Origin of the sequence: Azoarcus sp. L1K30, from assembly GCF_018122735.1 — a bacterium.
Lineage (GTDB): Bacteria > Pseudomonadota > Gammaproteobacteria > Burkholderiales > Rhodocyclaceae > Parazoarcus.
In genome coordinates, this window is the sequence record NZ_JAGRRD010000001.1 from 2,396,894 (window position 1) to 2,410,776 (window position 13,883).

A 13,883-nucleotide genomic window follows, 5' to 3' on the forward strand; every position below is an offset into this window, starting at 1 on the left:
CCCATGCTGTGGCGAGACTTTCTCCAGCTTGCGTTACGCGCCCTGATCGCCCATCGCATGCGCAGCTTTCTGACCCTGCTCGGCATTGGTGTCGGCATTGCCGCGGTGATCCTGTTGACCTCTATCGGCGAGGGCCTGCATCAGTTCGTACTCAAGGAGTTCACCCAGTTCGGCACCAACCTCATCCAGATCACCCCCGGTCGTCGCGGCACCCGCGGCGGTCCCCCCGGCCTGCCATCGACCACTCGCGACATCACCCTGGACGACGCCGCCGCACTGCTGCGGGCCCCCTTCGTCAGCGGCGTAACGCCCAATGTATCGGGCAACTCGGAAGTTCGCGCCAACGGCCGAGTGCGACGCACCTTCATCATGGGCGTGGGCGCCGACATGCAGCGCGTGTTTTCCATGCGGGTCAAGAGCGGCCAGTTTCTGCCGCCAGACGATGCCGCCAGCGCGCGCGCCTTCATCGTGCTCGGCTCCACGCTGAAGCAGGAGCTTTTCGGCGCCGAGAGTCCCCTGGGCGAACGCGTGCAGATCGGCAACGAACGTTTTCGTGTCATCGGCGTCATGGAGAGCAAGGGACAGTTTCTCGGCATCGATCTGGACGACACCGCCTATATACCCACCGCGCGCGCACTCGCCCTCTACAACCGCGACGGGCTGATGGAGATCAACGTCACCTACGATGAAGGGATGGCCGCCTCACGGGTTGCCGCCGGCATCCGCAAGATCCTGCTCAGCCGCCACGGACGTGAAGACTTCACCCTCACCACACAGGAAGACATGCTTGCCAGCCTGTCCAACATTCTCGACATCCTGACCGCCGCGGTCGGCGCGCTGGGCGGCATCTCACTGTTGGTAGGCGGCGTCGGCATCGTCACCATCATGACCATCGCCGTCGCAGAACGCACCAACGAGATCGGTCTGCTGGTGGCGCTGGGCGCGCGCCGTGGAACCATCCTCGGCCTGTTCCTGGGCGAGGCCGTGGCACTGGCGGCGATCGGCGGGTTGCTCGGACTGGCGCTGGGCGCCGGCATGGCGCAGCTGATCGGACTCTTCGTACCGGCACTGCCGGTCACCACGCCATGGCACTTCGTCGTCGTTGCCGAAGCGAGCGCGGTGGGGATCGGGTTGGCGGCTGGCGTACTGCCGGCACGGCGCGCCGCCGGGCTGGACCCGGTTCAGGCATTGCGCGCAGACTGAAACGAACATGAACACGATGAGGCATCCACTCCCGATCCTGCTGCTGTTGGCCACAGCGAATCTGGCCATCGGCGCACCGGCGCCCTGGTACCGATGGGAGAGTCGGATAGACGGCCGCCAGGTCTGCGCTCAGGCCTCGCCCGGCGCAGGCTGGCGGCAACTGCCTCGCGCCTACGTCGACCTGAACTGCAGGCATCCGGCACGCACCGACCAGCCATCCCCTCCTGCTGCATTTGAGCCAGGTCAACCCGACGCCAAGTTGCCGATCATTTCGCCACCGCAACGCCTAGACTGACATTGACATGCGGATGCGAGAGTGATTCCGATACCAATTGCAGGAGACAATCATGAGCATATTCGACTCCCCCATCGGCCGCTGCGAAGCCGTCAAGGAAATGGTGCTCCTCGACGAAACGCAGACGGAATGTGCGCGTGAGCACGCGTGCCCACCGGGCAGGGCATGCCCGCTGGATGGCTGCTTCACCCCGGTCAGCGGCGTATCGGCCGAGCACGCGGCAGCCATGGCTCGAGCACCGGCAAAGCGAAGATCCCGGACCCGCTAAGTTGAATCGCGCACACCGCAATCTACCACCAGCGCGCGCGGATCAGCGGGCGCGCGCCCGCTGACGCGCCGAATGCAGCAGGCTGACGCTCACCGACAGCGCCAGCAACACCGCCACGACGCCGAGCGACACCATCACCGGAATCCGTACCCACTCGACGATCAGCATCTTGGTTCCGATGAACACCAGGATCGCCGCAAGACCGTACTTGAGCAGAGAAAAGCGGTCGCCCAGGTCGGCCAGCAGGAAGTACATCGCCCGCAACCCCAGAATCGCGAACAGGTTCGAGGTCAGCACGATGAACGGGTCGGTAGTGATCGCAAAGACTGCCGGGATGCTGTCGACGGCAAAGATCACATCCGAAATCTCGACCAGTACCAGCGCAAGCATCAACGGCGTTGCCATGCGAACACCGTTGCGCATCACGAAAAAGCGCTCGCCCTCGAGACCCTCGGTAATCGGGTAGTGATTGCGTATCCACCGGATGAAGGGATTCGTTGCCAGATCCGGATCGTGCCCGGCAAACCACACCATCTTGATCCCGGTGACCACCAGGAAAGCCCCGAACACGTAGAGCAGCCAGTGGAACTCGGTGACCAGCCAACTGCCCGCAAAAATCATCGCCGTGCGCAGGACGACTGCGCCGACGATGCCATACAGCAGCACACGCCGCTGCAATTCGAGGGGCACGGCGAAATAGCCGAAGATCATCATCCAGACGAAGACATTGTCCACCGCCAGCGACTTCTCGACCAGATAGCCGGTCAGGAACGCCACTGTCCTGTCGTTGGCAATCACCCTGCCGAAGCTGAGATCGAGATACCACCACAATCCCGCCGCGAACAGCAGTGCCACTGAGACCCAGGCTACCGACCAGGCGGCTGCCTCCCTGAACGACACGCGGTGCTGCTGTCCGCCCTTGAACAGAAGAAGATCTGCCGCCAGCATCGCCAGCACGATGACGGCAAATACAATCCACATCCACCAAGTTCCGATTGATTCCACCCGGGACTCCGCACAGAAGAGAAAAAGGGCCTGTTCCCGAAGGACACAGACCCTGTTTGCACACGACTTCTGCACGGACCTTGCCCTCGGGCAAGGTCTTGCTTGCGACAGCATCCTGTCGCCCGAAGCACCGGGCAGCCGTCGCGAGACGAACCTGCCGTGATGACGATGCTGCGGCCTTGAAAAGCTACTCCCCTTGATTGATCTGAGTCTATATTGCGCCACCGCAAAGTCAAGTCGGGGCCGCTAGCGTGTGGAATGGACGCCGGGCGGAACAAGCCTTGAATTCCCGGTCACATCGGCTCTCCGCCGGATAATCATCTCACCCGACTGACCGCGGCCATACGCCGTGCGCCATGCTCAGGCAAACGATTCGTCGTCGGCCAGATAGCGCCATTGCCCGAGGGGCAGATCGCGCAGTGCAACCTTGCCGATTCTCACCCGCTTGAGACCGACGACGCTCAGCCCAACCAGCTCGCACATGCGCCGGATCTGACGCTTGCGCCCCTCGCGCAGCACGAAGCGCAATTGATCTTCGTTGATCCACTCGACCTTGGCCTCGCGCAGCGGACGATCGTCCAGCCACAGCCCGTGGTTGAGCAGGGCAAGCCCGTTCTCGGCCAGCTTGCCTTCGACCCGCACGATGTATTCCTTCTCGACCGTCGAATTCTCGCCGATCAACTGCCTCGCAATGCGCCCATCCTGAGTGAACACCAGCAGGCCGGTCGAATCGATGTCGAGTCGCCCCGCGGGCGCCAGACCCTTGAACAGCGAGGGATGAAAACGCTGGGCCGTATCACGGTCATATTGGGTGTCGCTGCCGATCAGCGCCATCGCCGGCTGGTATCCCGGCTCGGGCTGACCGGAGACGTAGCCCACCGGTTTGTGCAGCAGGATGGTGACGCGCTGTGCCTGCTCCTGCTTTGCTTCGGGCGCAAGGGCAATTCGTGCGTCGGGATCGATGCGCGTACCCAAGGCCGATACACGCTTGCCGTCGACGAAGACCCAGCCGCGTTCGATCAACTCGTCGGCCTCACGCCGCGAACAGATTCCGCGATCGGCCATGACCTTGGACAGACGCAAACCTTCAGCCGTCGACGTGCGTGGGGTCAGTGGCGGACCGGACGGATGCGGACGCGACTCCCGCGTTGCCTGCCCGCGCCCGACGCGGTCGCCGTTACGGCGTGAAGCGCCACTTTCGTCCGATCGACCGGACTCTCGGGCGGCGGGCTTGCCGGCAGGCCGGGACGACTTCGCTTCCCGCGCACGCCCGTCGTCAGTGCGCGCATCGCGGCTGCGCCGCTCTTTGTGCCCGCCATCCCGCTCCGATTTGCGCCTCACTTCTTCCGCCTCGGGCGGTGTCACCTCTACGGGCTGGCGTTTTGCCTTGAGCGTGCCGGAAATGCGGGATGGTGCCGGCTGCGGCGGATTCTTGCGAACAGAGTTCAAGACAGACCTCGGGCGTCGGACGACGTTTTCAGATAAACAGGTTCAATTATGCGCCGAAGCGCGGTGCAAGGCGCGCACAACAATGCAGGCCTTGCAACCTCGTTCCACTCCGCAGACGGCTGAGGGCGGCTTTTGCTGCGCCAAACGCAAAACCCGGCACGCGGCCGGGTTTTGCGGTGTGCCGCAACGCCTGCAGCTTACATCATGCCCAGTGCCCTGGGCAGGAAGGTCGAGATGCTCGGAATGTAAGTAATCATCATCAGGAATGCCAACATGGTGTACAACCACGGCATCACCGCCTTGCTCATCTCGGTCAGGCCGGCATTGGTAATGCCGCTCGCCACGAACAGGTTGAGCCCCACCGGTGGCGTGATCATGCCGATCTCCATGTTGACGGTGATCATGACGCCGAAGTGGATCGGGTCGATGCCCAGCGCGACGGCCACGGGGAACAGGATCGGTGCCAGGATGAGGATGATCGACGACGGCTCCATCAGCGCGCCGGCAACCAGCAACAGCAGGTTTACCACCACCAGGAAACCGATCTGACCCATGCCGCTGGCCACAATGGCATCGGCCATGCGTTGCGGAATCTGCTCCGAAGTGAGGATGAACGAGAACAGGATCGCACTGGCGATGATGAACAGCAGCATCGCGCTCATGTTCGCCGAGTCGAGCAACACGCGCGGAATCTGCTTGAAGGTCAGATCCTTGTACACGAACACGGCGATGAAAAAGGCGTACACCGCGCTCATTGCCGCCGCTTCGGTCGGCGTAAACATGCCGGAGTAGATGCCGCCCATGACCACGACGATCAGCATCAGCCCCCAGAATGCATCCTTGAAGTAGCGAAACTTCAGCTTCCAGGGTGCGCGCGGCAAGGTCGGATAATTATTCTTCCGGGCGACATACCAGGTGCACAGACCGAGCATGACGGCCAGCAGCAAACCCGGAAACACCCCTGCCATGAACAGCGCGCCGACCGACGAGTTGGTGGTCACCGCGTACATCACCATGACGATGGACGGCGGAATCAGGATACCCAGACCACCGGCCGACGCCACCACCCCGGCGCCAAAACGCACCGGGTAGCCCTGCTTGACCATCGCCGGGATCAGGATCGAGCCGATTGCCACCACGGTCGCAGGACTGGAACCCGACACGGCGGCGAACAGTGCGCAGGCAAGCACCGCCGACATGCCCAGTCCGCCACGCAGGTGACCGACCATGGCAGTGGCGAAGTTGATCATGCGTCTGGCCACCCCGCCATGGGTGAGGAAGTTGCCCGCCAGGATGAAGAACGGGATCGCCATGATCTCGAATTTCTCGATCCCGGTGAACATCTTGAGCGCAACCGCCTCGAGCGGAACGTCCGTGAAGATGAACATGAAACTCAGCACCGTGAGGCCAAGTGCCACGCCTACCGGCATGCCGATCGCCATCAGGACGACGAGCAGGCCAAAAATCGCAAGTGTATTTGTCATTCTTGCATGCTCCTGTTAGCGCTTGCCGCCGGTGTCGGCTCGTCCGGAATCGGGTTTGCCGGCACGTCCGTGCTCGATATCCTCGGCCAGCGAAATCGCCTCGCCTTCGAGAAGAACGCTCTCGTCCTGATCCTCATCCAGCCCCTCGACATGGCCGTGGTCATGCCGCGGCAGTTCGCCGGTCCGGGCAAAGCTGACCATCACCTGCAGGAAGCGGAAACACATCAGGAAAGAGCCGAGCGGCACCGCTGCATACACCGCCCAGGTCGGCCACTCGAGGTCGGGCGTGGTCGGCCCCTCGTAATAGCCACCACCATCGCCGCCGAACAGGCTCAGCACCGCGTGCGCCATGCCGTTCTCCCAGATGAACAGTGCGCCGAAGACACCGATGAGTCCGGTAAACACGACACCGCATATCAGGCCGATATTGACCAGCACGGTGCGAGGCTTCTCGCCAACCTTGTTGATGAGGATGTCGACACCGACGTGAATGCCGGTACGCACCCCGTAGGCCGCACCGAACTTGGCCATCCAGACGAACAGGATGATGCAGAATTCCTGCGCCCAGCCGAAGTTCATCGACAGCAGCCAATCCTGCACGACGGGAATCGAGAAACCGGACCCGTAGCGATGGACTACCGAGACGAAGATGACCACAGTGGCCACCGCCATCAGGGTCCCAATGATGAACTCTTCGAGCCGATCGAGATATTTGATCATGATATGTCTCCCCGCAAAAAACGCCCGTCAGGAGAGAGCCTGACGGGCGTTCTGGAGTACAGGCAAATTAGAGCTTGGACGGGTCGAACCCGGTTTCCTTGTAGATGGATTGGATCAGTTCGGCACCGATCCGCGATTCCATCTTCTTGTGCACCGGCAACAGCGCCTTCTTGAACGCGAGCTTTTCAGCCGGTGTGGGCTGGTACACCTCGGTCTTGCCCGACGCGCGCACTGCAGCGAGCGCCTTTTCGTTCTCTTCACGGGCGATGGCGTTGGCGAACGTGGTGGATTCAGCCATTGCCTTCTCGAGTTCGGTACGGACATCCGACGGCAGGCCGTCCCAGAACTTCTTGTTGGTGATCACCGCATAACCCAGGTAACCATGCTCGGTCAGCGAGACATTGCTCTGCACCTCGTGCATCTTCTGCGTATAGAGGTTGGAGTGCGGATTCTCGGTGCCATCGACAACGCCGGTCTGCAGCGCCTGGTAGACCTCGGAGAAGGCCATCACCTGCGGCAGGGCCTTGAGTTCGCGCATCTGCTCCTCGAGCACCTTGGACGACTGGATGCGCATCTTCTTGCCCTTCAGATCCTCGGGCGCCTTGATCGGGCTGTTGGCCGAGAACGACTTGAATCCATTGTCCCAGAACGCCAGCCCCTTGATGCCCTTGGGCTCGAGCTTGCTCAGCATCATCTTGCCCACCGGACCGGTCGTGACCTTGTGCAGATCGTCGTAGCCGTCAAAGATATAGGGCAGGTCGAACACCTCGAATTCGCGCACGCCGAGGGGGCCGAACTTGGCCAGCGACGGCGCCAGCATCTGCACCGCGCCAAGCTGCAGCGCTTCCATCTCTTCCTTGTCCTTGTACAGCGTGCTGTTGGCATAGACTTCAACCTTCACCGCACCCTTGGTGTACTTCTCGGCCAGCTCCTTGAACTTCTCGGCAGCCTTACCCTTCGGGGTGTCGGTTGCAACGACGTGGCTGAACTTGATGACGATCGGATCGGCAGCAGCGGCAGTAGCAGTGATACCTGCAGCGACGAGACCCAGCAGAAGCGCACGAATTTTCATAACCCATCTCCTCCAATTGAAAAACTGACGCACTGGATGCGTTTTCGACCTGCCTGCGGGGCGCAGCGCACCATCACTGGCAAGACCTTCGAAAGCGGGCAACCCGCCGGAAAGTGGAGTGATAATGGTCCATCGACGCAAACGTCGCTATTGTGGAATACCGCAAATCCATTCGATGCGCGCATAAGATCAGTCAATATAGCCCCCTGCAGGGACAACCGCCCGCCGCCACCATTTGCTGCCGCTCAATGCCCTCGACACTCACGAACAGTCCCTCCGCAAGAAGGCGCAACCGCTGGATCGGCCGCCTGCCTTATTTCGCACTCGCCTTCTTCCTTGCCACCATCGCCTTGTTGGTCTGGCTCACGCGCCAATACGACGCGGAGGAACAGCAGTCGGCCCTGATCACCGATGTCTTGTGGATGGAGCAGAACCTGCGCTTCCAGCTCGACCGCAATGAAGCCCTGCTGCAGCAAATCGGGCCGGAATTGCTGGACCGCAGCACGCGCCCCTCGAACCAGACCGAGGCCCAGCTCCGCCAACTGATGAGCCAGGATCGCGGCATCGTCCGCGTGCTGTGGATCGACGCCCAGGGGGCGCTGAAGGGTTCGCTGCCGCCACAGACGGAGACCAGTGTCGTCGGCGAGAGCGAGGGCGCGTCGCCTTCTGAGTCGGTGATGAAGCTGGCGCGCGCGCTGGGACGTCCGGTCTACGGCCCGGCTTACCCTGTGCTTGGCGACGAATACCATTTCGAAGTCTATGTTCCCGCTTGGTCCGAGGAAGCCTTTCTAGGCGTCGTGGTCGCGGAGTACTCGCTCTCGGACCTCGTTTCGCGAGAACTTCCGTGGTGGTTCTCGGAACGCTACCGGGTCGCCGTGCTCGACCCCGACGGACGCGAGATCGCGGCGAAGTCCAAGATTTCGCCGCTCGCCTCGCACCTGAGCTATACCACCCCATTCGAGCCACCGGGCCGCGGGCTGACGCTGCAGATCACCGCCTACAAGGGTGAAACGCGCTGGATGCCAGTGCTGCTGATCGCCTCCATCGTGCTCTTCGGCGCGGTCATCGTGTGGAGTATTTGGCAGTTGCGACGGCAGCTTGCTCGACGCCAGGAGGCCGAGCAGGCATTACGCAGCGAATCGGCGTTCCGCAAGGCGATGGAGGATTCGGTGATCACCGGACTGCGGGCGCGCGACCTCGACGGCCGCATCACCCACGTCAACCCGGCCTTCTGTCGCATGACCGGATTCAGCGCCGACGAGCTGATCGGCGCCATGCCCCCCATGCCCTACTGGGACCCGGACCAGATCGACAACACGCTACAGGTTCACGACGTCGTCATGGCCAGCGGCACCCCGCCCGACGGGCTGGAAGTGTCGCTGCGGCGTAAGAATGGCGAGCGCTTCAGCGCCCTCATTTTCGAAGCCCCCCTGATCGACGCCGAGGGCCACAACAACGGCTGGATGGGCTCGGTACTGGACATCACCGAACAGAAACGGGCGCGCGAACTGGCCCGCCAGCAGGAGGAAAGACTGCAGGCGACATCACGCCTGATCACCATGGGCGAAATGGCCTCCACGCTCGCACACGAACTCAACCAGCCTCTGGCGGCCATCGCGAGCTACAACAGCGGCTGCATCAACCGAATCGACGCCGGCGAGGTCGACCCCGCCGAACTGCGCGAAATTCACGAAAAGATCGGGCGTCAGGCGAGAAGGGCTGGTGAAATCATCCGCCGTGTCCATGATTTCGTGCGTCGATCCGAGCCCAAGCATGAATCCATCGACCTCAACGGCGTGATCCGCGAAGCCGTGGGTCTGGTCGAGGCCGATTCGCGCAAACGCCAGATGCGATTAGAGATCGATCTCGCGCCCCAGTCGCCTCGCGTCATGGCCGACCCGGTGATGATCGAGCAGATCATGGTCAATCTGGTACGCAATGGCATGGACGCGATGCGCACCACCCCGGCAAAATCACGGGTCATTCGCATCCGCACCCGTTCCGCGGCGAACACCGCCGAGGTGCGCGTCATCGACCACGGCAGCGGCATTGATGGCGAGACAGCAGAGCATCTTTTCCAGCCGTTCTTCACCACCAAGAATGAAGGCATGGGAATGGGCCTCAACATCTGCCGCTCCATCGCGGAACTGCATCATGGCCGCCTGACGTTTGAACCGAACCCTTCAGGCGGTACCATCTTCATCCTTACGCTACCGGTGGAACGCCCATGAACGATGCCTGTGCCCACATCATCGACGACGACGAAGCCATTCGTGATGCCCTGCAATGGCAATTCCGCACCCGTGGCGTGGCGTGCAGAATGTGGTCGGGCGCGGAGGCCTTTCTCGAGGCCTGGCAGCCGGACTGGCGCGGTTGCATCGTCCTCGACATCCGCATGGAGGGGATGAGCGGGCTCGAGTGCTTCGACGAACTGCTCGACCGCAACTGCACGCTGCCGGTCATTTTCATCACTGGTCACGGCGACGTGCCGATGGCCGTCGGCGCGCTCAAGAAGGGCGCTTTCGATTTCATCGAGAAGCCATTCAACGACAATGACCTGATCGAGCACGTCCAGCGCGCGATGGCGCAGGACGAGGCCAGCCAACGCGCGGCCGCCGACCGCGACACCGTGGAAGCGCGCCTGGCCACCTTGACCGCACGCGAGCGGGAGGTCATGGAATTGATTCTGGAAGGAAAGTTCAACAAGGTGATCGCCGACGAACTGTCGATCTCGATGCGAACAGTGGAAGCCCACCGCTCGCGCATCTTCGACAAAATGATGGTGCGCTCGGCCGTTGAGCTGGCGCAGATGCTGACTGCGCTCAGGACCTGATCGGCACCCATTCCGGCAATACGCCCTCGGCCTGGGGCGGGCAGGCAAAAGCAGCGTCGACACCAATCCCCCCAATCCACGCGACCCTGCCATCGATCTCGAGCACGGGCAGTCGGTCCCGCATCCAGGGTGGAATGGCAGCTTCCTGGCACAGGTTCTTGAACGAGCGCGGAGGCCGGTTCATTGCCAGCCGCAGCCGCAACCCGGCAAAGCGCGGGACCAGTCGCGGCCCCGGATCGCACGCCAACGCCGAGCGCGCAATACCCTCCCCCCGCACGCCCCGGAACACCACCCGGCCTTCGCCCCAATCGGCGGACACGGGCGTCGGGGAGGACAGATCGACTTCGCACGCTGCAGGAAGCGCTGCAGCGGTCCACTCCAGCCAGACCTCGCCGCGGTATGCACAGCATGACAGCGGACCGAGATCGACACGCAGCGGATGGGTCGCACCTGACGTACGCAACTGGCGCATCGCCTCGAACAGGCGCGCACGCGAGCTCGCCTCCGCCCCCCGGCAACGCGCCTGCCAACGCAGCAGATTGGCCAAGCGCGCATCCGACAGCCGCAATAGCGCCGCGTGACCCAGCACGTCGCCCCCACAGCGGCGCGCGTCCTCCTCGGCAAGCTCGTCGAGCAGCGCCCCCGCCTCACGGAAATGCGTCGCGGCTCGCGCGATCGACGTCGACGCGGCGGGGAAGGCGGACTCGATGGCAGGCAGGATCCGATGGCGAATGTCGTTGCGGGCGAAGCGCCGGTCGCGGTTGCTGTCGTCTTCGACCCACTGCAGGTGCCGGCGCCGGGCCCACACCAGGATCGCACGTCGCCCCACCTCGAGCAAGGGACGCAGCCGCCCCGGTCCGGTCGCTGCGCCGGTCTCGACCGCGCGCATCGCGCCCGCCCCCCGCACCCCGGTGCCACGAAACAATCTGAACAGCAGTGTTTCCGCCTGGTCGTCCCGATGATGGCCGAACACCAGCCAGTCGCACACGACCGTCTTCAGGGCGTCATGACGCGCCACGCGGGCAGCGGCCTCGAGCCCGTCGGGGTGGTCACGCACCACCTCCACCGCAAACGTCTGCAGCGGAACGGCCAGCGCCGCACACCGCTGAACGCAGAAATCGCGCCAAGCCCCGGCCGACGGGTTCAGGCCATGATGAACATGCGCCGCCTGCAGATCGAAGCCAAGGCGGGAACGCAGTTCGACCAGCAGATCGAGCAACACCACCGAATCGACGCCGCCGGACAGCGCACAGCACAGACGACTGCATGCATCAATGCCGGCCGTCTCGAGGACCGCCGACACCTCGTCCAGCAACGACCGTTCAGCTTGCGAGTTCCTTGAAACGCCCATAGCTCATCAGCTTCTCCATCCGCTGGGCCACCAGATCGGTCGGAGACAGGGAATCCACCTGGCGCAAGGCATCGGTCAGGGCACGCTTGAGCGACTGCGCCATGGCGCGGTGGTCACGGTGGGCGCCGCCGACGGGCTCGTTGACGATCTTGTCGATCAGGCCAAGGGATTTCAGCCGCGCAGCCGTGATTCCCATGGTCTCGGCCGCCTCGGCAGCCTTGTCCGCGCTCTTCCACAGGATGGAGGCGCAACCTTCTGGGGAAATCACCGAGTAGGTGGAGTATTGCAGCATCATGACCTGATCGCCCACCGCGATCGCCAGCGCGCCACCGGACCCGCCCTCGCCGATGATGGTGCAGATCAGCGGCACCTTGAGTTCGGCCATCACATACAGATTGTGCCCGATCGCCTCTGACTGGCCACGCTCTTCGGCGCCGATGCCTGGATAGGCGCCGGGGGTATCGACGAAGGTAAACACCGGCAGACCAAACTTCTCCGCCAGTTTCATCAGCCGCATCGCCTTGCGGTAGCCCTCGGGACGGGGCATGCCGAAGTTGCGCACGATCTTTTCCTTGGTGTCGCGTCCCTTCTGGTGGCCGATGACCACGCAGCTCTGGCCGTTGAAGCGGGCCAGGCCACCGACGATGGCCTTGTCGTCGGCAAAGGCGCGATCGCCATGCAACTCCTCGAAATCCGTAAAGATGTGCTGAACGTAGTCGAGGGTATACGGGCGCTGCGGATGGCGGGCGACCTGCGCGATCTGCCACGGCGTAAGTTTGCCGTACAGATCCTTGGTCATGGTCAGACTCTTGGCCTCGAGCCGACCGATCTCTTCGGAGATATCGACCGCAGAATCATCCTGCACGAATCGCAACTGCTCAATCTTGCCTTCAAGCTCGGCAATCGAATGTTCGAAGTCCAGAAAGGTGGTCTTCATCTGACCTTTCCCGTTGAAAAAAGTCGCCCATTGTAACCGCTCGCGCACCGTGCAATGGCAGCAAACGCAAAAGCAAGGGGGCGACTGCCCTGCGGCAACCGCCCCCAAGTCCGGACCAATCTTGAGGGATCAGTCGTCGCTCATGAATCCCAGCAAGTGCAGCAGACTGGTAAAGAGATTGTAGATCGTCACGTACAAGGTGACCGTCGCCATCACATAGTTGGTTTCTCCACCATGGATGATATTGCTGGTTTCGTAGAGGATCAGCCCCGACATCAGCAGCACGAACATCGCCGATACTGCCAGCGACAGGCCCGCCATATCGAAAAACACCGCCCCCAGTCCGGCCAGGAAAGCCACCAGGATGCCGACCATCAGGAAGCCGCCCATGAAGGAGAAATCCTTGCGCGTCGTCAGCGCATAGGCCGACAGCCCGAGGAAGATGGCCGCCGTGCCGCCCATCGCCTGAATCACCACCTGCGTGCCGTTAGGCAGCGCCAGGTAGTGCGAGATGATCGGTCCCAGGGTGAAACCCATGAAACCGGTCAGCGCAAACACGAACAGCACGCCCAGACTACTGTTGCGGAACTTCGTGGTCAGGAACAGCAAACCGAAATAGCCCACCAGCGTGACGATGATGCCGAGTCGCGGAGCCCCCATCGCCATCGACAGCCCCGCCGTCAGGGCGGAGAAGGCAAGCGTCAGCGACAGCAGCATGTAGGTGTTTCGAATGACCTTGTTGGTCGAAAGCGCCGAGGCTTCCGACCGGGTCATCGAGGCAATGCGATTTTCCATGTGTGACTCTCCTTGATTCGTGCGGCAACGCCGCAATCCCGTTTGTCGTTAGATTTTCAGCCGCGCCCGGTCTTCAGGCCGGCATTTCGGTCAGCGCCGCGGCGCGGGTGTGTACGACCCGTCGCGTGCGCCGCAGGCGCTGGGCCAGCACGCGCGACACGCGGTCCGCAGCCTCGTCCACCGCCGCGCGCACATCGAGCTGAGTAATGGCGAACACGACGTCGGGCAGATTGCGCAGCCTCAACTGCACCACGCAGCGCTTGTCCGCGCCGCCCCTCGGTCCATTGACGTCCGCCACCTTCACTCTGGCCCACTGGATATGATCACGAAACCGGCCGATCGCAAAGCGCATGCGCCGTGCCACGTAATCCTGCAGCCCCGGTGCCGCTTCCACGCCATCACAATGCAGATCGATTCGCATACTTTGTCTCCTAGGTCTGAAGCATTCACCGTCCTGCTCAAACACAGTTC

Annotated in this window: 14 protein-coding genes; 5 read left to right on the forward strand and 9 right to left on the reverse strand. The window is 62.6% G+C overall.

From position 1 onward, the window contains the following. Positions 1–3 precede the first annotated feature (3 nt). Genes J5J83_RS10945 through J5J83_RS10955 form a run of 3 tightly spaced genes read left to right on the forward strand, consistent with a single transcriptional unit; the run spans position 4 to position 1,766 of the window. Positions 4–1,203 carry an ABC transporter permease gene (locus J5J83_RS10945; protein ID WP_212349027.1) on the forward strand — a complete coding sequence of 400 codons (1,200 nt, stop codon included), beginning with the start codon at positions 4–6 and terminating at the stop codon, positions 1,201–1,203. A gap of 7 nt (positions 1,204–1,210) precedes the next feature. Continuing rightward, positions 1,211–1,498, forward strand: coding sequence for a hypothetical protein (locus J5J83_RS10950; protein ID WP_212349029.1), 288 nt, complete (start codon positions 1,211–1,213; stop codon positions 1,496–1,498). A 52-nt stretch (positions 1,499–1,550) separates the two neighbouring features. Then, positions 1,551–1,766, forward strand: a complete 216-nt coding sequence (locus J5J83_RS10955; RefSeq protein ID WP_212349031.1) for a hypothetical protein — start codon at positions 1,551–1,553, stop codon at positions 1,764–1,766. Positions 1,767–1,808: 42 nt separating this feature from the next. On the opposite strand, the gene J5J83_RS10960 is transcribed toward J5J83_RS10955, so the two are convergent. The 5 genes from J5J83_RS10960 to J5J83_RS10980 all read right to left on the reverse strand — a co-directional run bounded on the left by J5J83_RS10960 (position 1,809) and on the right by J5J83_RS10980 (position 7,496). Then, on the reverse strand, positions 1,809–2,771 hold the full coding sequence (locus J5J83_RS10960; protein WP_212349033.1) for a TerC family protein: 963 nt from the start codon (positions 2,769–2,771) through the stop codon (positions 1,809–1,811). Positions 2,772–3,131: 360 nt separating this feature from the next. Beyond that, on the reverse strand, positions 3,132–4,220 hold the full coding sequence (locus J5J83_RS22960; protein WP_249115689.1) for a pseudouridine synthase: 1,089 nt from the start codon (positions 4,218–4,220) through the stop codon (positions 3,132–3,134). A 197-nt stretch (positions 4,221–4,417) separates the two neighbouring features. Further along, positions 4,418–5,704 (reverse strand): TRAP transporter large permease subunit, encoded by a 1,287-nt coding sequence (locus tag J5J83_RS10970; protein ID WP_212349035.1) that lies wholly within the window; start codon positions 5,702–5,704, stop codon positions 4,418–4,420. Between the two features lie 15 nt (positions 5,705–5,719). Continuing rightward, a complete protein-coding gene (locus J5J83_RS10975; protein WP_212349037.1) occupies positions 5,720–6,424 on the reverse strand; it encodes a TRAP transporter small permease in 705 nt (234 codons plus the stop codon). Positions 6,425–6,491: 67 nt separating this feature from the next. Continuing rightward, positions 6,492–7,496: a TRAP transporter substrate-binding protein gene (locus tag J5J83_RS10980; RefSeq protein WP_212349039.1), complete on the reverse strand. Its 1,005-nt coding sequence runs from the start codon at positions 7,494–7,496 to the stop codon at positions 6,492–6,494. Positions 7,497–7,744: 248 nt separating this feature from the next. On the opposite strand from J5J83_RS10980, the gene J5J83_RS10985 reads away from it, so the two are divergent. Continuing rightward, a complete protein-coding gene (locus J5J83_RS10985) occupies positions 7,745–9,727 on the forward strand; it encodes an ATP-binding protein (protein ID WP_212349041.1) in 1,983 nt (660 codons plus the stop codon). Further along, positions 9,724–10,329 carry a response regulator gene (locus J5J83_RS10990; protein ID WP_212349043.1) on the forward strand — a complete coding sequence of 202 codons (606 nt, stop codon included), beginning with the start codon at positions 9,724–9,726 and terminating at the stop codon, positions 10,327–10,329. Before J5J83_RS10985 ends, J5J83_RS10990 begins: the two co-directional genes overlap by 4 nt. Here J5J83_RS10990 and tilS read toward each other — a convergent pair. The 4 genes from tilS to J5J83_RS11010 form a co-directional block, all read right to left on the reverse strand. After that, positions 10,319–11,680, reverse strand: coding sequence for a tRNA lysidine(34) synthetase TilS (gene tilS, locus J5J83_RS10995; protein ID WP_212349045.1), 1,362 nt, complete (start codon positions 11,678–11,680; stop codon positions 10,319–10,321). The two genes, J5J83_RS10990 and tilS, sit on opposite strands and share 11 nt — an antisense overlap. Next, the gene (locus J5J83_RS11000; protein WP_212349048.1) at positions 11,652–12,617 is read right to left on the reverse strand and encodes an acetyl-CoA carboxylase carboxyltransferase subunit alpha; all 966 of its coding nucleotides are present in this window, start codon (positions 12,615–12,617) and stop codon (positions 11,652–11,654) included. Before J5J83_RS11000 ends, tilS begins: the two co-directional genes overlap by 29 nt. A gap of 129 nt (positions 12,618–12,746) precedes the next feature. Further along, on the reverse strand, positions 12,747–13,412 hold the full coding sequence (locus J5J83_RS11005; protein ID WP_212349050.1) for a Bax inhibitor-1/YccA family protein: 666 nt from the start codon (positions 13,410–13,412) through the stop codon (positions 12,747–12,749). Positions 13,413–13,485: 73 nt separating this feature from the next. Beyond that, positions 13,486–13,833 (reverse strand): HPF/RaiA family ribosome-associated protein, encoded by a 348-nt coding sequence (locus J5J83_RS11010; protein ID WP_212349052.1) that lies wholly within the window; start codon positions 13,831–13,833, stop codon positions 13,486–13,488. Positions 13,834–13,883 lie beyond the last annotated feature (50 nt).

What these genes read in the sequence shown, in the direction of transcription:
- J5J83_RS10945 (WP_212349027.1), top strand. Translation starts at nt 4, where the DNA reads ATGCTGTGGCGAGACTTTCTCCAGCTTGCGTTACGCGCCCTGATCGCC.
- J5J83_RS10950 (WP_212349029.1), top strand. Translation starts at nt 1,211, where the DNA reads ATGAACACGATGAGGCATCCACTCCCGATCCTGCTGCTGTTGGCCACA.
- J5J83_RS10955 (WP_212349031.1), top strand. Translation starts at nt 1,551, where the DNA reads ATGAGCATATTCGACTCCCCCATCGGCCGCTGCGAAGCCGTCAAGGAA.
- J5J83_RS10970 (WP_212349035.1), bottom strand. Translation starts at nt 5,704, where the DNA reads ATGACAAATACACTTGCGATTTTTGGCCTGCTCGTCGTCCTGATGGCG.
- J5J83_RS10975 (WP_212349037.1), bottom strand. Translation starts at nt 6,424, where the DNA reads ATGATCAAATATCTCGATCGGCTCGAAGAGTTCATCATTGGGACCCTG.
- J5J83_RS10980 (WP_212349039.1), bottom strand. Translation starts at nt 7,496, where the DNA reads ATGAAAATTCGTGCGCTTCTGCTGGGTCTCGTCGCTGCAGGTATCACT.
- J5J83_RS10985 (WP_212349041.1), top strand. Translation starts at nt 7,745, where the DNA reads ATGCCCTCGACACTCACGAACAGTCCCTCCGCAAGAAGGCGCAACCGC.
- J5J83_RS10990 (WP_212349043.1), top strand. Translation starts at nt 9,724, where the DNA reads ATGAACGATGCCTGTGCCCACATCATCGACGACGACGAAGCCATTCGT.
- tilS (WP_212349045.1), bottom strand. Translation starts at nt 11,680, where the DNA reads ATGGGCGTTTCAAGGAACTCGCAAGCTGAACGGTCGTTGCTGGACGAG.
- J5J83_RS11000 (WP_212349048.1), bottom strand. Translation starts at nt 12,617, where the DNA reads ATGAAGACCACCTTTCTGGACTTCGAACATTCGATTGCCGAGCTTGAA.
- J5J83_RS11005 (WP_212349050.1), bottom strand. Translation starts at nt 13,412, where the DNA reads ATGGAAAATCGCATTGCCTCGATGACCCGGTCGGAAGCCTCGGCGCTT.
- J5J83_RS11010 (WP_212349052.1), bottom strand. Translation starts at nt 13,833, where the DNA reads ATGCGAATCGATCTGCATTGTGATGGCGTGGAAGCGGCACCGGGGCTG.